Source organism: Nocardioides sp. cx-169 (assembly GCF_021083605.1).
In the GTDB taxonomy this organism is placed as follows: Bacteria; Actinomycetota; Actinomycetes; order Propionibacteriales; family Nocardioidaceae; genus Nocardioides.
Window position 1 is genome coordinate 34096 of sequence record NZ_JAJNRO010000016.1, and the last position, 20385, is coordinate 54480.

Genomic DNA, 20385 nt, shown 5'->3' on the forward strand with positions numbered 1-20385 from the left:
TGGCGCGATGGCCCGGTTCGTCGACATCCACCCCGACAACCCGCAGCCTCGTCTGCTCCAGCAGGTGGTGGACGCCCTGCGCGACGACGCCCTCATCGCCTACCCGACGGACTCCGGCTACGCCCTGGGATCCCGCATCGGCAACCGCGACGGTCGCGACCGGATCCTCCGAATCCGCGGGCTCGACGACCGGCACCACTTCACCCTGGTGTGCAAGGACTTCTCCCAGCTCGGCCAGCTGGTGCATGTGGACAACTCGGCGTTCCGCGCGATCCGGGCCGCGACCCCCGGCCCCTACACGTTCATCCTGCCGGCGATGCCCGAGGTGCCGCGCCGGCTGATGCATCCCAAGAAGCGGACCGTGGGCGTGCGCATCCCGGACCACAAGGTCGCCCAGGCCCTCCTCGAGCTGCTGGGCGAGCCGCTGCTCAGCAGCACGCTGATCCTCCCGGGTGAGACCGAGGCCCGCACCATGGGCTGGGAGATCAAGGAGGAGCTCGACCACGAGGTCGACCTGGTCATCGAGGCCGGCGAGACCACCTCGGAGCCGACGACGGTCGTCGACTGGTCCTCCGGCGCGCCCGAGGTCGTACGGCGCGGCGCCGGCGACCCCGACCGCTTCGGCTGAGCTCAGCGGGCCGGCGTACGCCTGGTGTCCGGGACGGCCGACACCGCGCGCTGCCGGACGAAGAGCACCGCGAGGCAGAGCAGGTAGCCGACGACGAGCGCCACGCTGTGCTGCGACATGCCGGTGATGACGGCCTGGACGGTGCCGTCCTCGGGGTGGCCGAGCACGCCGGGCCGGCTGACCGCGACGAGCACGAAGACCCCGACCAGCAGCAGCGGCGGCAGCACCCCGACCGTGAAGAAGTCGGCGGGACGGACGCTGAGCGCGAGGGCGACGCACAGCGCCACGAACGTCAGGTCGAAGAGCAGCCCGACGTCGTCGGTGAGCCAGAGGTCGAGGACGGCGACCGTGAGCGAGGCGGCCGCGCCGAGCGCGGCGACCTCCCGGCCCGGCTGTCGCCCCTCTTCCCAGAGCGTCCGGGCGTGCGTCACGAGACTCTCGCCACTGCGGTCACAGCGCCACCGTATGGTCCCGATCCGGCTCATCCGGGGCGGCGCGCCGGGCGACCGCGCGGAGCTCGACCGCCCGCGGGGCCGGCAGGTCGTCGTCGGTGACCGAGAGGTCGGTGAACCGGCGGGCGGCCACCAGCACCCGTGACTCCAGCGACCCGACCGCCTGGTTGTAGTGGCCGACGGCCGCGTTGAGGGAGCGCCCGACCGCGTCGACGTGGGCGCCGAGGGTCCCGAGCCGGGCGTGCAGATCGCGGCCGAGCCGGTGGATCTCGCGCGCCTGGTCGGCCAGCGCCTCGTGGCTCCAGCCGTGGGCGACCGTGCGCAGCAGCGCGATCAGCGTGGTGGGCGTGGCCAGCACGACCTGCCGTGCGGCGGCGTAGTCGATCAGGTCGCCGTCGCTCTCCAGCGCGGCGGCGAGGAACGACTCGGCCGGCATGAAGAGCACCACGAACTCCGGGCTCTCCTCCAGGGAGCGCCAGTAGGCCTTGCCGGCGAGCGTGTCGACGTGGGCGCGCACCTGGCGGGCGTGCCGGGCGAGGTGGCCCTCGCGCTCGTCGTCGTCATCGGTCGTCGTGGCGTCGAGGTAGGCGTCCAGCGGCACCTTGGCGTCGACCACGAGCCGCCGGCCACCGACCAGGTGCACCACCAGGTCGGGGCGGCGGGCGCCGTCGTCGAGGCGCACCTGCTCGGAGAAGTCGCAGCGGTCGACCAGCCCGGCCAGCTCGACCGCGCGCCGCAGGTGCAGCTCGCCCCAGCGTCCCCGCACCTGCGGCTTGCGCAGCGCCGTCGACAGTGACTGGGTCTCGCGGCGCAGCAGGTCGTTGGACTGGCGCATGTCGAGCACCTGCTGGTGGAGCTGGCTCTGCCACGCCACCCGGTTGTGCTCCAGGTCGCGCATCTGGTCCTGCAGGCGCTCCAGGCCCTCCTTGACGACGGCCTGGTCGGCGGCGCGCTGGTCGAGCGCGGCATGAGTCCGGTCCTCGTACGGCGCACGGTCGCGGCCGCGCAGCAGACCGGCGGCGAAGCCCAGCCCGGCGCCCGCAGCGAGGCAGACGAGCAGCGCGAGCAGTGTGGTCAGGTCCATGGCTGAAGCATGGACCCGACCACCGACAGGCGCTCTCAGTCGAGCTCGACGACCACCGGAGCGTGGTCGGAGGCCCCCTGGCCGGCCCGCTCCTCGCGGTCGATGAACGCGCCGGTCACCCGCTCGGCGAACGGTGCCGAGCCGAGGACGAAGTCGATGCGCAAACCGCGGTTGCGCTCGTAGCGCTGGCGGTAGTAGTCCCAGTAGGTGTAGACCTCCGGGCCGGGCGCGTGCGGGCGCACGACGTCGACGTACCCATCGTCGAGGAAGGCCTGGAAGGCCGCGCGCTCGCGGGGCGTGACGTGGGTGGACGTGGCGAACTGCCTCATGTCGAAGACGTCCTCGTCCAGCGGCGCGATGTTCCAGTCGCCGACGAGCGCCGTGGGCTCCTGGCGCCACGCGAGCGCGGCGTCGCGCAGGGCGGCGAGCCACTCGAGCTTGTAGAGGTAGTGCGGGTCGTCGACCTTGCGGCCGTTGGGCACGTAGAGCGACCACACCCGCACGCCGCCGCAGGTGGCGCCGATCGCCCGCGCCTCGGACGTCAGCGGATCGCCGAACCCCGGCATCCCGTCGAAGCCGACCTGGACGTCTTCGAGCCCGACGCGGCTGATGATCGCGACGCCGTTCCACTGGTTGTAGCCGGCCGTGGCGATCTCGTAGCCCATGGACTGCAGCCCCATCAGCGGCAGCTGGTCCTCGCGCGCCTTGGTCTCCTGCAGGGCCAGGACGTCGAGGTCGTGGCGCTCCAGGAGCCGCTCGACACGGTCGATGCGGGAGCGGAGGGAGTTGACGTTCCAGGTGGCGAGGCGCACCCGCTCAGCCTAAGAGCGCGCGCAGGCGCTCCAGCAGGCGGTCGACGTCCTCGGGCGACGAGTACGCCGCCAGCCCGACGCGCACGCCGCCCTCGTCGCCCAGCCCGGCGTGCCGCGAGGCCTCGATGGCGTAGAAGTGCCCCGACGGCGCGTTGATGCCGACCCCGCCGAGGTGCTCGTGCAGCTCGCGCGGTGAGCGGCCGGTGACGGTGAACAGCACCGTCGGGGTGCGGCTCGCAGGGCGCCCGTGGACCGTCACGCCGTCGATCGCCGCCATCCCCTCGAGGAGCCGCCGCATCAGGCCGGCCTCGTGCGCCGCGACCGCGCTCATGGACGCCAGCACCCGCTCGCGCCGCTGGCCCGCGCCCGGCACCAGCGAGGCGATGAAGTCGACCGCCGCGGTGACGCCCGCCAGCAGCTCGTAGGGCAGCGTGCCGAGCTCGAACCGCTCCGGCACCGCGTCGCTCGAGGGCAGCAGCTTGTCGGGCCGCAGCCCTTCCAGCAGCGCCGGGTCGGCGACGAGCGCGCCCAGGTGGGGACCGAAGAACTTGTACGGCGACACCGCCAGCAGGTCGGCCCCCAGCGCGGCGACATCGACCGGTGCGTGCGGCGCGAGGTGCACCGCATCGACGAAGACCAGCGCGCCCACGGCGTGCGCCTGCTCGGAGATCGCCGCAACGTCGGGACGGGTGCCGAACAGGTTGGACGCCGCGGTCACCGCGACCAGGCGGGTGCGCTCGGAGAGCAGCGGCCCGAGGTTGTCGAGCTCGGCGGCGACCGGGTCGAAGCCCAGCCATCGCACCGTGGCGCCCGCGCGCTCGGCCGCGACCACCCAGGGCCTGATGTTGGCGTCGTGGTCCAGCCCCGTCACCACGATCTCGTCACCTGGGCCCCACCCGCTCGACAGCGTGCGCGAGAGGTCGAACGTCAGCTGGGTCATCGAGCGTCCGAACACCACCCCACGCGAGTCGCCGCCCACGAGGTCGGCGATCGCCCGGCGTGCCTCGAGCACCACCTCCTCCGTACGGCGCTCGGTCGCCGACGCCGTACCTCGCTGGCACAGGCCCGAAGTCATCGCCTCGGCCACCGCCGCCGCCACCGCCGAGGGGACCTGAGAGCCGCCGGGACCGTCGAAGTGGGTGACCCCCAGGGCCAGCGAGGGGAAGGCGGCGCGGACGCGTTCGAGATCGAGGTCGCTCACCGCTCGACCATAGGACGCCTCCGCGCTGATTGGGAGCGCGGTCGCGCGCGCTCGTAGACTCGCCGCTCGTGGCACTCACCATCGGCATCGTCGGTCTCCCCAACGCGGGTAAGTCAACGCTCTTCAACGCGCTCACCAAGAACGACGTCCTCGCGGCGAACTACCCGTTCGCGACGATCGAGCCCAACGTCGGCGTCGTGGCGGTGCCCGACGACCGGCTGCCGCGGCTGGCCGAGGTCTTCGGCTCCGCGAAGATCCTGCCCGCCACGGTGGAGTTCGTGGACATCGCCGGCATCGTCAAGGGCGCCTCGGAGGGCGAGGGCCTGGGGAACAAGTTCCTCTCCCACATCCGGGAGGCGTCCGCGATCTGCCAGGTGACCCGCGTCTTCCGCGACGAGGACGTCACCCACGTCGACGGCGAGGTCAACCCCGCCAACGACATCTCCACCATCCAGACCGAGTTGATCCTCGCCGACCTGCAGACGGTCGAGAAGGCGATCCCGCGCCTGGAGAAGGAGGCCCGCGGCAACAAGGGCGTCGTGGCCAACCTCGAGGCCGCCAAGGAGGCCCTGGGCCACCTCGAGGCCGGTACGCCGATCAGCTCGACGTCGGTCGACCGCAGCCTGGTCCGCGAGCTCTCCCTGCTCACGGCCAAGCCCTTCATCTACGTCTTCAACTGCGACGCCGACGAGCTCGCCGACGAGGCGCTCAAGGACCGGATGCGCGCGCTGATCGCCCCGGCCGAGGCGATCTTCCTGGACGCCAAGTTCGAGTCCGAGCTCGTGGAGCTCGGCGACGACGACGAGGCCCGTGCGATGCTCGCCGAGATGGGCGTCGAGGAGCCCGGCCTGGACACCCTGGCCCGCGTCGGCTTCGACACCCTCGGCCTGCAGACCTACCTCACCGCCGGCCCCAAGGAGACCCGCGCCTGGACGATCCCGAAGGGCGCCACCGCCCCCGAGGCCGCCGGCGTCATCCACACCGACTTCCAGCGCGGCTTCATCAAGGCCGAGATCGTCTCCTTCGACGACCTGATGGCCGCCGGCTCCATGCAGAAGGCCAAGGAGGCCGGCAAGGTCCGCATGGAGGGCAAGGACTACGTCATGGCCGACGGCGACGTCGTGGAGTTCCGCTTCAACGTGTAAAGCCGCAGGTCAGAGGCCATTTATGGCCGATCTGCCCTCACAGTGCCCTCAGTAGAGCGGTTGACTTCAACAACTAAAGACGCGGTCGCTTCGCGGACCCGGTCCTCAGCCGAGGGCCACAGGTGGGCGTACGTCGTCAGCGTGGTCGTCGACTTCGCATGGCCCAGAGCGCGCTGAACGGCCACCACGTCGCAACCAGAAGCGATCAGGTCGGTGAGGTAGTCAACGACGTACTCGACATTCCTGTACCGGCCGTCACGCGTGTCACTGAAGTGGATGGCGACGGTGCCTTCACTGGGGTTGATGGCGAAGTCGCCCTCGCCGAAACCCGCCAGTAGGGGCGACTACGTCGCGACACTGGGTGAGCCTGGGAACTGCGGCGGGGGCCGCGCGCGGTGTCGCGGTGCGATCGGCCGCATCGGAGTTCGCGGGGACGGAGTGCGAGGCGGGGGTTGCGGTGCTTCTTCTTGCTCGTTGCCATTCGTATTGCACGCGCTGAGCGCTACGCCGCTGACGAATAGCACGAGGACACACGTTCCTGCCCGACCCGACATCATCCTCATGAGATGCACCGCCGCACGACTTTGTTGCCTGTATGCCGCCGCCTAGTGGTTCCGCCCGACCGTGCCGTACATCGGGCTCCGCTCGACCATGCGCTGACGGTGCGCTTGCGTGCCGAGATCCGGTCGACTTGTGGGCGATCTTGCTCGTGCAAATGGCTGCGCTTGACCCCGGCCGCCCACGATCGGCGTCGGTTAGTTGAGGCGATCATCCGTTGCATCCGGAGTCGTGCGCCGCAGGGCGGGAGCACGTGAATGCGCGGGATCCGTTGGCTGACTCCGCCGACTGCGACCGGTCGCTACTTCGCCGAGCTCTCTACCCACGTCAGGTCGGTCAGGCGGCGGCCGGGACGGGATCGGACCCGAATCCGGGTCCGGAGTCGATGATCTGCCCGAGCAGCTTGAGGCCGGGACGATCCACGGGTCGGTTGTTGGCGTTGAGGATCACGACTGCGGCGCCGTGTTCGGGGGCTATAGCCAGCAGGCTGCGATATCCACCCGTGCCGCCACTGTGGAACATGACTCGATGCTGGGTGCGGGGCAGGTTGGCTGCGATCCAGCCGGGATGGATCGCAGCTCGTGCGTTGATGCGGTGCGCGGTCGTGCGGTTGAGAGCGATCGCTTCGGCGAGTTCTTCGGGGGCGGGGCCGAGGTGGGCCCGCGCGAGCCTGAGCAGGTCGGGAACCGTCGAGTGAAGGCCGCCGGCACCGGCGAGGGCGGCCAGGTGCCACGGTGGGCGTGGTCGTCCCGTGCGGGAGTGACCGGGGGCCAACCGGGCTGCGCCTTCGAGATCGAGGACCACGCGGGTGTCTGTCATGCCCAGATGCCGGCAGATCTCGGCCTGGACGAGCGAGTCGTAGTCGGTCTCGGTGTGGCGTGCCAGGACGAATCCGAGCAAGCCGGCGCCGAGGTTGGAGTAGCAGAAGCGGGTGCCGGGCACCGATCGCAAACGGGTGCGCCGCAACCCGTCCATCAGGAGCTCGCCGGTGCATCCGGCGTAGGGGTCTGCTCGCAACAGGCCCCGTGGCAGGGTCCCCTTGGGAAGCCTTGGTAACCCAGAAGTGTGGGAGGCCAGGTGCCTCAGCCTGATGACCTCGCCGCCGCGCTGGGGGGCCGTGATGTCACGAGGTAGGAGGTCGCTCAGGGGTTGGTCCAGCCCCACGACGCCGCGCACGGCGAGCTGGGCCAAGGCGAGCGCGGTGAACGTCTTGGTGATGGAACCGATCTCGAACTGCGTGCCGGGATCTGCGCCGTGCACTGCGGACTGCCTGCCGTGCAGCGCACCCACCACCACGACACCACGCTGTCCAGCGCCGAGTCGTTGCGCTGTTCGTCCTGACAGATCGTCAAGGAGCGAGTTGATCATCGTCATGCCTCCGTGCGGCCGAACAGGTGCCGGCCCCCGTACTTCTTGTGGACGGCTTGCTTCGAGACGCCGAGCGCCTCGGCAATCTGCGCCCACGTGGTCCCTGACACGCGGGCACGGTGGACCAGGACCTCTTCGTGTCCTTCCAGTCGGCGGCGCAGCGCGGTCGCTTCGCGCAACGCTTGGAGGGGATCGGTGTGCTCGGTGATCCATGCAAGATCAACATCGGCCATGCGGTCAACCCTAGTTGACTTCTCTATGGTCGTCAACTTACGTTGACTGCCCGCAGCGGCACATCCTTCTACCGCGGTCGCCCGATTCGCTCGCCCCACGACACCGACGGGTTCGCTGACCGACTCGTTGCCTGGGCTCCCAACTGGTCGGATGGTTCCTGAACGCACTCCACGGCCGCCATACGGGCTCTGCCCGACCATTCCGCCCAGCGGGCATCCGCCCGACCATGCCGCCCAGCGGGCGCACTTCGTTCGCCCCAAGGGATAGGTGCCGCGGTGCCTCCCACCGGCAGAATTGACGGTAGTTAAAGAGCGAACCAGCGGTCGTCTGCCCTCAATCTGCCCTCACCAGAACGGCCAGAGACCATAACTATGGCCAGTTGACGAGACTCAACGAAGTGCTGTTCGTGCAGGTCAGAGCACGTTTTCGGTCAGTTTCGAGAAGAGTCCGAAACCGTCGTCAACGTTCCGCTTCAACGTCTGAATCGGCGCGTTTGCGCAGGTCAGATGAGGTGTAGTCCCTCCCAGCCCGCACAGAGTCCGCAAGAATTTCAGTAAGTCGGAGCGTCTCGGGTTCGCAAGAGGAGCCCGTGCGCCGGAGGCGCAGCTTCGAAGCCGGTGCGGTCGGCCGGCGCTGATGGGCTCGGCCAAGGGGCGTCGAGCTACTGGTCCAAGAGGTGGCGAACGTCGCTTGCTGGGGTTGCCGACGCTGGAGGTACTTCTCTCGTACTTCGTACTCCCCACTCTGGCTCAAGCCAGCGGATAGGGTCCTACTGTGGCGCTGAAGACCGAGACGATAACCACCCTTGGTGAGTACATGGCTCGTTGAGCAGTTGATGGAGCCCGGCGCTCCTGTCTGGTACCGAGGCGCTGGTAAGGCGAGCCACACGCTCACCCCGTCGCTATATCGACACCCGACCAAATCCTCCGGCGAGGACTACGGCGAACTCGAGGCCAAGATCCTGCAGAGGTTTCGGGAGAGGAGCATCCCGTACGGGCAACCTTTGGATACCGGTCGAGTCCACCTGCCGCCGGCCTCTACGGCCGGCAGCACTGCGACCACGGAGAGTCGCGACGGACCCGACCCGGGCGTGAACACCTGTGTCGTGTTCACGAGACCCACCTTGCTACTTCCCGACGGGCACTGGACGCTAGACCGCCCGCTCCCCGGGAAGGGTCTGGGGCCGAAACCATCTGCGGTTCCGACCCCATGGCGATGGACTCAGCCCAGCGTCACTGCCCGGAGACGGGCCGATCCGGCCCACCTGGTGACGTGCCCGGTCGGGGGGAGACGACGATGGCCGCACGCTGTGCGCGTGCGGCCATCGTGGGGTTGTTCGGGTGACTACTTCCTGACGCGCACCGCCTTCGAGGTGAGGGCCTTGGTGGTGTAGCCCTTGCGGATGGCGACGACGCGGACCTTGAGCTTGTGGCCGCGATCCCGCTTGGTGATCTCGTAGGTCGCCCGCTTCGCGCCCTTGATGGCCTTGCCGTCGCGGTACCACTGGTAGCGCAGCGAGGTCGGCCTCGGCTGGAGCACCGGGGCGGCCGCCCGAAGCTTCTTGCCGAGCTTGGCGGTCCCCTTGACCTGGGGGGCGGCCTTGGTCACGAACGGTGCCGGCGGGTAGGTCGGCCGGGTCGTCTGCAGGGCGGCGCGGGACAGTGACGGCGAGGACCCGCCGGGGATGATCAGCACCGGCTGGAGGCCGGGCTCCATGCCGAAGGTCGAGATGCCGGCCGCCTCGTGCCAGGCAGCCAGCTTGCCGTCGGCCGAGATGGTCGGGGAGCCGAGACCGGATTCCGGATTGGTCTCTCCCATCTGCCAGTCCGGGGGGGACGGCACCCCGGTGCGGAAGTCGCCGGTGCCGCTCAGGTCGTAGAACGTGATGCGCGCCTGGTCGTAGGAGCCGCGGACAGCCACGCCGTACGGCGATCCCAGCGACACCTCGAGGTCGAAGAGGTCGAGGTCGTCGGTGTGGATGTTGGCGTCGTCGAACCAGTAGTAGCCGACCGTGCCCCGCCCGACCTCGTAGAGGTAGAGGTTGTCGAAGCCGGTCCGAGCATCGAGCGCGACGCGGGTGTTGGTCACCCACGAGGGGGTCTGTCCGTACGATGTGCCGTAGTCGTCCGGGGTGCTGAGCTTCGTGGACGAGGTGAAGCCCGTGACCGGCCAGATCTTGCAGACGTTGATGGTCGAGCAGTAGTTCTTCGAGTACGTGTAGGCGATCGTCGCCCCGTCCGGCGAGACGGCGAGGCTGGACAGGCGACCGCCGAGCGTCTGCCCGCCGCCGCTGCGCAGGTCGGGCGGGTCCATGGTGGTGAGCACCTTGCCCCACTGGTCCATGCGGTAGATCAGGTCGCCGCGGCCGGCCACGATCTGCCCCGCGTCCGACTCGGTCGGGGAGTACCACGGGGTCGACGCGGTGCCTCCCGAGGTGACCTGCCGGGCGCCGCTGCCGTCGGTGTTGGCGACCCAGACGTTGTTGGCCCGGACGTAGGTGATGGTGCCTGAGGCGGTCGCCCGGGCGTGGTCGTGTCCGGCACCGGTCGCGTCGGCGGTGGCGCCGAGGCTCGAGGCCAGGAGTGCGGAGGTGGTCAGGCCCGTGAGCAGGGCCGCCCGCACCTTGTTCGCGCGTGAGGTCATGGTTGTCCTTCCTGTTGTGGCCTGACCCTCCCTCCCACTACCGGGACGCGGGCGGGAGCCGACAGGGACCCCACGCCTCGTCGAGGGAGTAGCGGCCACGTGCGTCGGTCCAGGTGCGGAAGGCGACCGAGTCGTTGAACCGCATCAGGCGCAGTGCCGCGCGTCCACGAGTGGCTGCGCGACCTGCGCCGGGTCTACGACTTCTGACCCACCACCAGGACCCGAACGGTCCCCCGCGGGGCGGCCCCTCGCCGTGGGCTCGGGAGGTCCCAGCGAGCGTTCACCGGTCTTCGAGCACGGGTGCGAGGGCCCGCAGCAGCTCGACCCCGCCGCCATGACCGAGCAGTGGTGCCGCCGTCCGGCAGCGGACGGGGTCGGCGAGGAGGCAGCGCAGGCGTTCCGAGGCGGCGGCCTCGAGGAGCGAGGCGACGCTCTCCCAGAGGTCGCGCGGCGGGCGAGATCCCGGCATCGAGCGGCCGGGCCAGTCGCGGAAGTGATGGTGTCTCGCGGCGCAGGCAGACGGATGGGGATCAGCAGTGAGGGCGCAGGTGACTGGCTCGTGCTCCCCGATGAGGGCCGCTCAGACCGGTCCGGCCGTGGTCGACGGAGCCGCTGCTGCGACGCGGAGGATGTGCAGGATGGTGTCGCGGCTCGGCACGCCGGGGAGTGCAAGCAACATGGTGCCGCCGCTGAACACGACGACGCTCGGCACCACGCTGATGCCGTACGCCGTGGACGTCCGCGGTGCAGCGTCCACGTCGACCCGCACGGTTCCGACGACGCTCACGCGCCCACACCCGCGGGCACGTAAGCGAACGCGGCGCGCTGCAGGCGCTGAAAGCGAGGGCGTCCCAGCCGAAGCATCAGCCGGAACGGAGCAGGCGCCTCGGAGAGCAGCGGAGCGACGACGCTGTCGGGCACGCCCTCCACCACCCAGGGGAGCATGTTGAGCAGCACGCTCGGCTTGAGGCCGCCGCGGAACTTGCGGCGCTCGATGTCGGCCCACTCCTCCCCGCCGACGTACTTCTGGAGGATGGCGATGGCGTCACGCTCCTCGTGCGAGAGGTGGTCGCCGAGCTCCGTCGCGGTCTGCTGGAGGACCGCCACGAGCTCGTCGCGACGCGTCTCCTCCGGGCGAGCGACCAGCTCGGCGAGCGACCGTCGCGCAGCCTCGAGCAGCGGGTCGATGATGCTGTGCTCGGCCTCCATGTCATCCAGCAGCTTGAGCGCCGGCAGGTCATCGGCCTGCGCTGCGCGGTCCCGTAGGTAGGGCCAGAGGACGGCGTCCTCCTTCTCGTGGTGGTCGTGGAGGAGTACAGCGAACAGATCCCAACGGCGCAGCAGCGCCTCCCAGGTGGCGCTGTCGTCGACCGGGACGTGCAGCGCGGCAGAGACGAAGCACGCCAGGTCGCGGCGGAATCCGTGGTGCAGGAGGTACATCATCCGCAGGTCGGTGGGCCCTTCGGGCGCTGCGGCCTGGCCGGGGAGAAGTGCGGTCATGGGGTTCCTCCTGGCGTTCGTGTCGTGGGAACCCACACGATCGACTCCCCAAGTGGGAGCGGAGCGGGACTTCGACGGGACCTGCCCAAGTCCTCTCGTCGTGTGCACCCTCGGTCCGGCTCCAGGTCGCTTCCCGGTGCACTCCCGCCCGGGCCGGGGACAACTGGGCGTCCCCAACAGCCGCACCCCCAGAGGAACCCGTGACTTCAGCTCCCGCGCCAGAGCTGCCGTTCTTCAACCTCTCCGTGCCGCCCCGGCCGGCCCGGATCCAGGCGCTCGCTCCGAGTGACGACCTGGACGCGGCGGACGTCGCGGCACCGCGCGCGAGGCTTTCGACCCCGACCGGTTGCACGCGTTGATCGACCGCGAGCTGGCGTTCTCCAGCCCTCTGCCTTGCGCGGCAGCCGCTGCCCTCTACCTCGACGACCCCGAGCTCGGGCGGCACGCGTACCGCACGCTCGTGCCGTACGCCGGCCGCAGCTCGGGTGCCGACGGCCTGTTCTTCGGCCCGGTCGACGCCTTCCTGGCGCTCGCTGCGCGAGCCGGTGGCGATCTGGTAGCCGCCTCGGCGCACGCCGACCGCGCGGCCGAGCTCATCGAGGCCTGGCGGTTGCCGCCCGCCAGGGTGTGGCTCGAGCGCCTGCGGACGTACGGGTTCTGAGCGTCCGGCGTCAGGAGGCTCGGGTCTCCTCGACCGGGGCAGTGCTCCGCATCAGCTCCGCGATGGTCGACCAGTGATCGGCCGCCTCGCTGTGGGCAGCGCGCCGTGAGTCGCGGCCGGACTGGGTGGTGGCGGAGCGATGCGTGGTCGGGGAGAGGCGCTCGGTCCGCTGCCGGCACAGCATGCGGGTGCGAACCGGGAGGTCGGTGCGCAGCACCTCGCGCACCACCTCGTGCTCGAACGTGTAGCAGGTCGGATGGGGGCCGTCGCCGGACAGCAGGCCCGCGCGCAGCGCTGCGTCCAGGGCCGTCTCCGCGTCATCTCGGGCACACCCGGCCAACGTCGCGATCGTCTCCGGGTCGACGGGCCCGTCCGCGGCGCTCGCCAGCTCGAGCGCGGCGCGCACCTCGGGCTCGAGGTCGCCGACGCGGGCACGGACCACGTCCGACAGGCCGCCCGTCACGGTGCCGTTGTCCAGCGCCAGCGCGGCGATGAAGAACGGGTTGCCCCCCGCACGCCGCGTGATCGCGTCGGGATCGCCTAGGTCGGCGTTCACGCTCAGGGCCAGCTGCCGCCCGTCGACGTCGGGCAGCGGACCCAGGTCGATGCGTAGGCCCGTGGACCGGGCGACGGCCGCGGCCAGCCGGCTGAGCCTGGGGTCGTCGCCGTCCTTGGTGCGACGGCTCATCACCAGGGTGACCGCGCCCAGGTCGTGGTCGGCGACGAGGTGCTCGAGCAGGTGGAGCGTCGCGGTGTCCGCCCGCTGCACGTCCTCGACGACGACGAGGACCGGCCCTGCGCGGACGGCCCTGCGCAGCGCCTCGGCCACCCGCTGCCAGGTGTCGAAGTCGGCCACCGCCAGGGCCTGCGGCCCAAGAGCCTCGGTCACCTCGGCGCCGGTGCCGAGGGCCTCGAGCACCGTTCGGACCGGCCACAGCGCCGGCGCGCTGGCCGAGCACCGGCCGCTGGCCACCGTGACGCCCCGGTCGTGCGCCGTCTGCATCAGCTCGTGGATGAGCCGCGTCTTGCCTGCTCCGGCCTCGCCGGTGACGAACGCCGACCGGCTGTGTGTCCGGGACTGGTCGAGCAGCTCCGTCAGCGTGCCGCTCTCGGCGTCGCGTCCGACCAGGGTCCACCGCGGACGCGGCGGACGTGACTGGTTGACCCGGTGCGCCTGCGCGCTCGGCGCGGCCGTCCAGGCGAGCGACGTCGCCTGGCGGAGGATGTCGGCGTACAGGTCCTGGAGCGGCGGCGACGGGTCGACGCCGAGCTCGTCGGCGAGGAGGGAACGCATCGTGCTCAGGCCCTCGAGCGCCTCGGCCTGGCGGCCACAGCGGATGAGCGCGACCGACCGCAGTGCCCACCAGCGCTCGTGCAGCGGGTGCAACGACGTGATCGACTCCAGGTCCCCGATGATCTCCGCGTGCCGGCCGAGCGCGAGCAGACCGACTAGGCGCAGCTCCTGGGCGCCGTCTCGGAGGTCGTGCAGCCGCGCCCGCTCGGCTGCGACCTGACCGTCGTGGTCGCCCAGGTCGGCGTACGGCTCACCTCGCCACAGCTCGAGAGCGTCGTCGAGGAGGTGGACGGACGCAGCTATCTCAGCAGCCTGATCGCGTGGTGCCACCGGTCGAAGGGGGTCGGGGATGCAGGCCAGGAGTCGGCGCGCCTGGGCGACGGCGTCCTGGAAGCGGTCGACGTCGCGGTGGCCACCACGGACCAGGAGGGCGTACGCCGTGCCCTCGGTCACCAGGACTGCTGGCCCCTGGTCCGGCGCCCGGTCCGGCTCGATCGCCTGCCGCAGGGTCGCGACGTAGCGCTGCATCGTGCCGACCGCGGTCGGCGGGGCCGCCGCACCCCACACCCGGTCGACGATGGCGTCGAAGGTGACCGGTCGGTTCTCGGCGAGCGCCAGGGCCGCCATGATTGTCCGCTGCCGCGGCGTGCCGAGGTCGATGAGCTCGCCGCCGCGACGTACTTCGATCCGCCCGAGCACCGATACGTCGATGTCCGGAACCGCTGCCTTCTGCACGATGTGTCCCCCCAAGTCGGTGGTCGCTCCTGGCCCCACAGGCCTCCAGCGGAGCGTTGAGTCCATCGTGTGCGGTGCCTCTGGGACGGCTCTGGGACGGCTCTGGAACGGTTCTGGAACGCTCCTGTCAGGGCCGTCCCCGCCGGACTCCCGGCGTGGTGACCGAAGGCGGCCGAGGGCGGCGTCCCGCCGGTCCCGATGACGTCGAGAGAAGTAGTGGTGGTCAGCGACGACGCGACTTCGCGGACTACCTCGCCGCCCGGTCCCCGCCGGCTCCCACCGCGCTCCCCACGTCCGGAGCCACGCTCTGACCCGTGGACGAGACCAACAACGACCTCTGCCTGCTCATCCTGCGTGCCGCATGACGGGCGTCGTGCGGGTCGTCACCGACGCGACGTTCGCCGATGTCGTCCTGGGCTCGGCGCTGCCGTGCCTCGTCGAGTTCCGCGACGATGCGACGGTCGTGGTTGACGACATCGACTGGCTGACCTCCTTTGCGCGGGTCAACCGCGAGCTGTCATGTGCCCGCCTCGACGTCGCGACCAGTCCGCACACGGCGCGGACGTACCAGGTAAGCACGGTGCCCACGTACCTCCTCTTCCGGCTGGGCGCGGTCGTATCGACCGTGGACAGCATCGAGGAGCTGCCGATGTTGCTCGCCACCCTGGCCGACCCCCCGGCGGAGGACGCCCCCCGTCTCGCCGACCAGGCGCCAGCCCGTCCTGATCACACCGAACCTCGGCCCGACCGGCCGAAGCACTTCGAGGAGAACCTGATGACCGAGATCCCCGACTACGCCGCTGAAGCGGCCCAGCCAGCCGCCCTACCGCCCGTCGCCTCCGTAGGCGTCCGAGCCGTGGCCCGCCTGATCGACTTCGTGCTGCTGGGCGTCGTCAACGCCATCATCGTCGGTGTCGTCGTGGTGGGTGCCCTCCTCGGGCAGTCCGGCGGCATGTTCGTCGCGACCGGAGCCTCGAGCATCGTGGCCGGTGCGATCAGCGCCGTCCTCGGCGCCGCGCTCAACCTCGGCTACTTCGGCTTCCTCGAGTCCCGGGACGGCCAGACGATCGGCAAGACGCTCATGAAGCTGCGGGTGGTCGACGCGTCCGGCAACGTCCCGACCCTGGAGCAGGCGCTGCGGCGCAACATCTGGGTGGCGTTCGGCATCGCGGGGGTGGTCCCCATCATCGGTGGACTCATCGGGAGCCTGGCCCAGCTCGCCGCGGTGATCACCATCGCGATCGGCATCGCCGACGACAAGCGCGGCGGCCGCGCCTGGCACGACCGTTTCGCTGGCGACACCCTCGTCGTCGGCCCCGCTGGGGCGGGTCGGTGAGTGCTCGCGGGCGCGGTGCAGTCGGCGATGCAGGACCTGCGGCCGTTCACGGGGGACAGGTTCCCCTTCAACGTCTGAATCGGCCTGTTTGCGCAGGTCAGAGGGGGTGCGACCCCTGCCAGTCCGCACACAGTCCGCAAGAAATTTAGCGGCATGGTCCACGATGTAGCCGTTTTGGGGTCAGATCGATCGGTCGGCGTACGTCGTACCGGACACCCCTGAGCTACCTGCTCTGTCGGATTGCGGCGACGACGGGCATCACCGTCACGATCCCGAGTGAGGCTTGGATCGGTCGGTTGAAGCGACGGCCGCGTGACCCTTTGGCGGCGGTAAGACGTAGCTTGCTACCGCGCGGATGGCGGCGTGTGCGGGCGCACGTGGTGGCGCTTGGTCGGATCGTGGTCAGTCGTCGCGCAGGGCTCGGTGCTGGTCCACGTTCCGTCCCGCTTGGGGGTCCGGCACCGGCTCGGCATCGACACTGGTGATGGTCTCGTCAAGCCGCACGTGTGGCGGAAGGCTGCTGTAGTCCTTCGTGACCCCGGCTCCGCTCGGGCGGCTGTCGTCTGCGTGCATCCTTGGAGCTTAGTCCCGCAGTCCGGTCTCGAATCGCATCTTCGGCCCATTAGCTCGTCGCCATGTGGCAAGCGCCCGTCCAAGAACGTCCAGGGGCTCCTCGACCACATCGAGACCAGCGGCGACCCGAAATTCTGGGGTTAGTCCGGCGCCGTTGACTGTCGATATAACGGAGGATATTCTCAGTTAAATGAGAACCGAGGCGCCGCTTCTCGCTCCGATCTTCCGGTCGGACGGTCAGGCGCGTCTGCTCTCCACGTTGTTGCTGACCGGCGACGAGCTGAGCGTGACCGATCTGGCCAGGCAGGCCGGCCTGGCCTACCCGACCGCGCACCGCGAGGTCGCGCGCCTGGTGGACGCCGGCATCCTGAGCGAGCGACAGGTGGGCCGCACGAGGCTGATCCGCGCCAACGACGAGAGCCCGCTGGTGGACCCCCTGCGCGAGATCCTCACGGTCGTGACCGGCCCGGTGGTGATCCTGGCCGAGGAGCTCGGTCGTATCGACGGGATCGAGTCGGCGTTCCTCTACGGTTCCTTCGCTGCACGGATGCTCGGCGATGCCGGTCCGGCACCGCACGACATCGACGTGATGGTGCTCGGTGAACCCGACGTGGACACGGTCTACGAGGCGTGCACTCGAGTCGAGGCCGCGGTGCACCGTCCGGTGAACCCGACGATCCTCACCTCAGCGGAGTTCGCCGCACGCTCAGGCTTCCTGGACAACGTGCGCAACGGCCCGGCGGTCGCCGTGATCGGAGGCCTGCCGTGGCACTGACCCCGCTCACTCGCGTCCAGCACGCGACGGTCCTCGCGCTGGTCGAGGCGCGACGTCTCGACGTCGTGCCCGCCGACCTCGCGCGTGCGACCTCATTTCTGCGTCAGGCCGAGGAGCGGCTGAACCAGCTGCCGCTGCTCACCAGCGTCGTCGTCCGGTACGGCATTGCCTACGACGTCTGCCACGACACCGGCGAGGCGCTGCTGGCGGCGTACGGCTTCCGGACGACCAACGGGCCGGGCCAGCACGAGGCGCTCGGCCGCTATCTGCGTGCCGTCCTCGACAGGCCGCCAGCGGACCGGGCGGCGCGGGAGTTCGACCGCCTGCGTCGCGCTCGTAACCAGGACCGCTACGAGGCGAAGCCGGTGGGTGCCGCGGCGACCGAGAAGGCCGAGCAGGTCGCTCGGACGCTGTTCGACGCGGCCCTCGCTCGAGAGCTCTCGCCGTGACCCAGCGGTCCGCAAACAGTCCGCAAGAAGTCCGGCTGAGGCCGATCCCGGCCAACGACGCTCAACGCCCCGCCGACGCGTTTCCGCAGGTCAGACCGTGGTCTTCGGTTCTGGCCAATGATGACCAAGGGCACCCAAAAGCCCCATTTTCGTTCCGCTTCAACGTCTAACGCATCACGGTTTGCGCAGGTCAGAGGCTTGTGGGGCGTTCAGGGACGTTCCGCCCTCACAGTGCCCTCACCAGAGCCCACGACCTCGGTGAACAGGTGCGCCGCGGCGTCGCGCACGCGGTCCTCCGCGGCCAGCGGCACGGCAACAAGTGGCTGACCGCGATGTTGGTCAGCCGGATCCGTGGCGCGGATGCGCCAGTCGAACTACCTGTCGGCTCAGCACGCGCGGATCGCGAAGCAAGGCGGCACCGGTCGGGCGCAGGTCGCGGTTGCGCACTCGATCTGGTGTCGGCCTGGCACATGCTCACCAAGGACGAGCCCTACCAAGACCTCGGCGCTGACTGGCTCGCCCGCCGTGACGACGAGGCCCATGCCCGCCGGTTCGTCGCACACCTCGAACGACTCGGACACACCGTGCAGCTCGACGCCAGGTGACCCACCGCATCACCAACGTGTCGGGCTCCGCCCGACGCACTCACGCGCCTGCGCCGGTACAGGTGATTCACGGGTCTGTGTGGCACTTGGGGGAGCGCGGAAATCTGGAGCGACGCACAGGGTGGGCGACGGCTGGGGCGTCTGCTCCGGATCGACTGGACTGTACGACGAGGAGCCAGATTGGAGGTGTCCGCGCTTCGTGATCGCCCGGGGTGGGGGAGTCGGCGAGGGAGAGTACGAGCATGCATGTCGACTCGCTTGACCCGTGAGCCGGTTGGGCCGGGTCACAGCATGGAGCTCGTGGTGCCGCATCTCCATCACTACGCCAGGCACTCGGCGAAGGTGGCGTGCTAGTCCACCTCGACACTTTCCCCATGACGTACCTTCGTCGCGTCCGGCTCCACAGCACCCACACGGGGGTGGCAGCCGCGCAGCCACGAGACGATCGTGCGGGGGTGGCGCCGCGTCGCGGCATGATGCATCGTGGCCGCTTCGCGATCACCCACCCGCCACGGGTTCGGCGAGAGTCCCTCGGCGACGCTGGCACGAGTGGTGACGCAGCCCTTGGTTCGGGGAAGGGCATGTGGCGGGTCCGCTTCTCACGCGTCGAACGAGCTTCGACGCTCTGGGGTCGAATCCAAAAGGACGTCGCCCAGGACGGTATCGCTGAGAGGGGCAGCATGCTCGGTAGTGGCGACGAGGCTCCCGGGACGAGTCGTTCTTGTTCGTGGTCAAGCGTCGTTGTCAGCGGTCAGTTCTATCAGGATCCGCGCCAGCTGGCCCTCGCTCGCACCTGCCCGCCGCGCGGCCTCGGTCAGTCGTGCTCGGGCCGTCTCGATGTCGATGCCCTCCCGCGTGGCGAGGATGCTCCAGGCCTTGGTGATGTCAAGTTCGTCGCGCAGTATGGCGGGCGCCTGTTCGGCCGTGGTCCGGGTGGCGAACGAGAGATCGGCATTGCTCACCGCCGCCGACGCCCAGGCGCCGAAGATGTCAGCGACGGCCTGGTGATGGTTGTCGAAAGCGTCTGGGGTGGCCGCGTACAGGTTCACCGTGCCCACCACGCGCCCGCCGGCCATGATCGGAAGCGTGAGGGTACTTGCCACGTGCTGGGCGTGGGTTGCCCGTGCGAACAACTGCCACCCTTGCTCGTTCATGAGCTCGTCGTGGTTGTAAGCCAGTGCTTCCTCGCCCTTGGCGCCCTCCACGCAGGGACCGCCCTCAAGGTACTGGACCGCGTCCAGCGCCGCGATCTCTGCCGCGGATGCCACCACGGTGAACGTCACCCCGTCGATACTCGACCCGATGCTGAGCCCGACGCACTCCGGGACCACCTGTTGCACCCGGTGCGCCATCTCCAAGAGCTCAGCCTGCAAGTCGACGTGCTCGATCGCGAACGGTCCGAAATCTTCGATCGCCACGACAGTCTCCGGGATGGGCTCCATGGAGCGCTGGTACCCGTGCCCACCAGGAGCACGCACGCATCAGGGTCCGAGCGGTGCGTCGCTCGACTCGGGGTCGTCTCCGGCCCACTGCTCGTGAGTGCCCTCGACGACGTGGCCTACTCCGCCGCGTCCGAGGCCGTGGCCCAAGGCCCACAAGATGGCGTGCGGGCGGGTAGTGACGCCGATCTTCTTGTAGGCGGCGCGGATGTAGGTCTTGACTGTGTTCAGGCCAAGGAACAGATCCGCGGCGATCTCGTGGTTGGACTTCCCAGCGGCGACGCTCTTCAAGATGTCGAGCTCTCGCCCTGACAGCCCGTCGCTGATGCGCGGAGACGCGACGGCGCGTGCGGCCCGGGTCACCATCGAGGCGCGCAGGGCCGCAGCGACGGCCCCTACGAGCTCGGCGTCCGTTGCCGAGACCGTCACGTAGCTATGGATGGGCGTCTCCCACGTGTCGAAGCCGGGAGCGGCGTCGCGGGAAGTCAGCAGGATCACGGGGGCGAGGTCGTCGATGGTGACGCCTTGAAGCCCAGCCGCATCGGCGTCCGGTGTGCCGGTGGCGTCCACGATGATGAGGTCAGCGGCGTAGGAGTGATCGATCTTGTCCACGAAGTAGACGGGAAGGGGGAGGCGCGCCAGCATCCCTTCCACCCCGTGGCGCACAAGGTCCCGGGAGGTAAGGATGGCGACGCGCAGACCGGCTGGCATAGCCGAGAACCTAGGCGAGCTTGACCTCGTCAGCACCATTCACTGGGGTGAGGAGGCGGGCGGGACAGGCGCCACGGTCGGCAGATGAGGCCCAGGCCGCCAATCCGTTCCGTTGGGGGTGCACATCGCTGGGCATAGCGGCAGCCTTGAGAGCCGGCGCCCTCCCAGCGGAGCGGACAGAG

At 69.9% G+C, this 20385-nt stretch carries 20 protein-coding genes; 8 read left to right on the top strand and 12 right to left on the bottom strand.

Features of this window, described 5'->3' with window-relative positions; all coding sequences use genetic code 11:
* Positions 1-7: 7 nt before the first annotated feature.
* Entirely contained in the window at positions 8-628 is a 621-nt protein-coding gene (locus tag LRP67_RS18685) for an L-threonylcarbamoyladenylate synthase (protein WP_231271663.1), read from the top strand.
* Positions 629-630: 2 nt separating this feature from the next.
* On the opposite strand, the gene LRP67_RS18690 is transcribed toward LRP67_RS18685, so the two are convergent.
* From LRP67_RS18690 to LRP67_RS18705, 4 genes are read right to left on the bottom strand one after another with little or no spacing between them, the layout of a single operon-like run.
* Positions 631-1059, bottom strand: a complete 429-nt coding sequence (locus tag LRP67_RS18690; RefSeq protein WP_231271664.1) for a DUF6542 domain-containing protein — start codon at positions 1057-1059, stop codon at positions 631-633.
* A 19-nt stretch (positions 1060-1078) separates the two neighbouring features.
* Positions 1079-2164 (bottom strand): DNA recombination protein RmuC, encoded by a 1086-nt coding sequence (locus LRP67_RS18695; RefSeq protein WP_231271665.1) that lies wholly within the window; start codon positions 2162-2164, stop codon positions 1079-1081.
* 35 nt (positions 2165-2199) lie between these two features.
* Positions 2200-2976 carry an exodeoxyribonuclease III gene (locus tag LRP67_RS18700; protein WP_231271666.1) on the bottom strand — a complete coding sequence of 259 codons (777 nt, stop codon included), beginning with the start codon at positions 2974-2976 and terminating at the stop codon, positions 2200-2202.
* A gap of 4 nt (positions 2977-2980) precedes the next feature.
* Positions 2981-4177 (bottom strand): cysteine desulfurase-like protein, encoded by a 1197-nt coding sequence (locus tag LRP67_RS18705; protein ID WP_231271667.1) that lies wholly within the window; start codon positions 4175-4177, stop codon positions 2981-2983.
* Between the two features lie 68 nt (positions 4178-4245).
* Here LRP67_RS18705 and ychF point away from each other — a divergent pair, with 68 nt between their 5' ends.
* Both ychF and LRP67_RS18715 read left to right on the top strand, forming a co-directional pair.
* Positions 4246-5322: a redox-regulated ATPase YchF gene (ychF, locus tag LRP67_RS18710; protein ID WP_231271668.1), complete on the top strand. Its 1077-nt coding sequence runs from the start codon at positions 4246-4248 to the stop codon at positions 5320-5322.
* 158 nt (positions 5323-5480) lie between these two features.
* Complete coding sequence (locus LRP67_RS18715; protein ID WP_231271669.1) at positions 5481-5660, top strand: hypothetical protein; 180 nt, start codon at positions 5481-5483, stop codon at positions 5658-5660.
* A gap of 556 nt (positions 5661-6216) precedes the next feature.
* Here the strand turns inward: LRP67_RS18715 and LRP67_RS18720 are convergent.
* From LRP67_RS18720 to LRP67_RS18740, 5 genes are all read right to left on the bottom strand, one after another.
* Positions 6217-7248 (bottom strand): serine hydrolase, encoded by a 1032-nt coding sequence (locus LRP67_RS18720; protein WP_171896708.1) that lies wholly within the window; start codon positions 7246-7248, stop codon positions 6217-6219.
* A 2-nt stretch (positions 7249-7250) separates the two neighbouring features.
* Positions 7251-7481 carry a hypothetical protein gene (locus LRP67_RS18725; protein ID WP_139071059.1) on the bottom strand — a complete coding sequence of 77 codons (231 nt, stop codon included), beginning with the start codon at positions 7479-7481 and terminating at the stop codon, positions 7251-7253.
* Positions 7482-8826: 1345 nt separating this feature from the next.
* Positions 8827-10125, bottom strand: coding sequence for a hypothetical protein (locus LRP67_RS18730; RefSeq protein ID WP_231271670.1), 1299 nt, complete (start codon positions 10123-10125; stop codon positions 8827-8829).
* Positions 10126-10705: 580 nt separating this feature from the next.
* A complete protein-coding gene (locus tag LRP67_RS18735) occupies positions 10706-10912 on the bottom strand; it encodes a hypothetical protein (protein ID WP_231271671.1) in 207 nt (68 codons plus the stop codon).
* A complete protein-coding gene (locus LRP67_RS18740) occupies positions 10909-11625 on the bottom strand; it encodes a hemerythrin domain-containing protein (RefSeq protein WP_231271672.1) in 717 nt (238 codons plus the stop codon). Before LRP67_RS18740 ends, LRP67_RS18735 begins: the two co-directional genes overlap by 4 nt.
* A 346-nt stretch (positions 11626-11971) precedes the next feature.
* Between LRP67_RS18740 and LRP67_RS18745 the strand changes: the two genes are divergently transcribed.
* Positions 11972-12286 carry a hypothetical protein gene (locus LRP67_RS18745; RefSeq protein WP_231271673.1) on the top strand — a complete coding sequence of 105 codons (315 nt, stop codon included), beginning with the start codon at positions 11972-11974 and terminating at the stop codon, positions 12284-12286.
* 10 nt (positions 12287-12296) lie between these two features.
* Here the strand turns inward: LRP67_RS18745 and LRP67_RS18750 are convergent, their stop codons facing one another.
* Complete coding sequence (locus tag LRP67_RS18750) at positions 12297-14315, bottom strand: BTAD domain-containing putative transcriptional regulator (protein WP_231271674.1); 2019 nt, start codon at positions 14313-14315, stop codon at positions 12297-12299.
* A gap of 361 nt (positions 14316-14676) precedes the next feature.
* Between LRP67_RS18750 and LRP67_RS18755 the strand changes: the two genes are divergently transcribed.
* The 4 genes from LRP67_RS18755 to LRP67_RS18770 all read left to right on the top strand — a co-directional run bounded on the left by LRP67_RS18755 (position 14677) and on the right by LRP67_RS18770 (position 18053).
* Complete coding sequence (locus LRP67_RS18755) at positions 14677-15651, top strand: RDD family protein (protein WP_231271675.1); 975 nt, start codon at positions 14677-14679, stop codon at positions 15649-15651.
* A gap of 763 nt (positions 15652-16414) precedes the next feature.
* Complete coding sequence (locus LRP67_RS18760) at positions 16415-16999, top strand: ArsR family transcriptional regulator (RefSeq protein ID WP_231271676.1); 585 nt, start codon at positions 16415-16417, stop codon at positions 16997-16999.
* A complete protein-coding gene (locus LRP67_RS18765; protein ID WP_231271677.1) occupies positions 16990-17448 on the top strand; it encodes a hypothetical protein in 459 nt (152 codons plus the stop codon). The genes LRP67_RS18760 and LRP67_RS18765 overlap by 10 nt, the downstream gene beginning before the upstream one ends.
* A 266-nt stretch (positions 17449-17714) precedes the next feature.
* Positions 17715-18053, top strand: coding sequence for a hypothetical protein (locus tag LRP67_RS18770; protein ID WP_231271678.1), 339 nt, complete (start codon positions 17715-17717; stop codon positions 18051-18053).
* A 731-nt stretch (positions 18054-18784) separates the two neighbouring features.
* On the opposite strand, the gene LRP67_RS18775 is transcribed toward LRP67_RS18770, so the two are convergent.
* On the bottom strand, positions 18785-19495 hold the full coding sequence (locus LRP67_RS18775) for a GAF domain-containing protein (RefSeq protein WP_231271679.1): 711 nt from the start codon (positions 19493-19495) through the stop codon (positions 18785-18787).
* A 39-nt stretch (positions 19496-19534) separates the two neighbouring features.
* Positions 19535-20203 (bottom strand): LuxR C-terminal-related transcriptional regulator, encoded by a 669-nt coding sequence (locus LRP67_RS18780; RefSeq protein WP_231271680.1) that lies wholly within the window; start codon positions 20201-20203, stop codon positions 19535-19537.
* Positions 20204-20385: the final 182 nt, after the last annotated feature.

Coding starts and splice junctions, on each gene's coding strand:
- LRP67_RS18685 (WP_231271663.1), top strand. CDS start 8: ATGGCCCGGTTCGTCGACATCCACCCCGACAACCCGCAGCCTCGTCTG.
- LRP67_RS18695 (WP_231271665.1), bottom strand. CDS start 2,164: ATGGACCTGACCACACTGCTCGCGCTGCTCGTCTGCCTCGCTGCGGGC.
- LRP67_RS18715 (WP_231271669.1), top strand. CDS start 5,481: ATGGCCCAGAGCGCGCTGAACGGCCACCACGTCGCAACCAGAAGCGAT.
- LRP67_RS18720 (WP_171896708.1), bottom strand. CDS start 7,248: ATGATCAACTCGCTCCTTGACGATCTGTCAGGACGAACAGCGCAACGA.
- LRP67_RS18725 (WP_139071059.1), bottom strand. CDS start 7,481: ATGGCCGATGTTGATCTTGCATGGATCACCGAGCACACCGATCCCCTC.
- LRP67_RS18730 (WP_231271670.1), bottom strand. CDS start 10,125: ATGACCTCACGCGCGAACAAGGTGCGGGCGGCCCTGCTCACGGGCCTG.
- LRP67_RS18740 (WP_231271672.1), bottom strand. CDS start 11,625: ATGACCGCACTTCTCCCCGGCCAGGCCGCAGCGCCCGAAGGGCCCACC.
- LRP67_RS18755 (WP_231271675.1), top strand. CDS start 14,677: ATGACGGGCGTCGTGCGGGTCGTCACCGACGCGACGTTCGCCGATGTC.
- LRP67_RS18760 (WP_231271676.1), top strand. CDS start 16,415: ATGAGAACCGAGGCGCCGCTTCTCGCTCCGATCTTCCGGTCGGACGGT.
- LRP67_RS18775 (WP_231271679.1), bottom strand. CDS start 19,495: ATGGAGCCCATCCCGGAGACTGTCGTGGCGATCGAAGATTTCGGACCG.
- LRP67_RS18780 (WP_231271680.1), bottom strand. CDS start 20,203: ATGCCAGCCGGTCTGCGCGTCGCCATCCTTACCTCCCGGGACCTTGTG.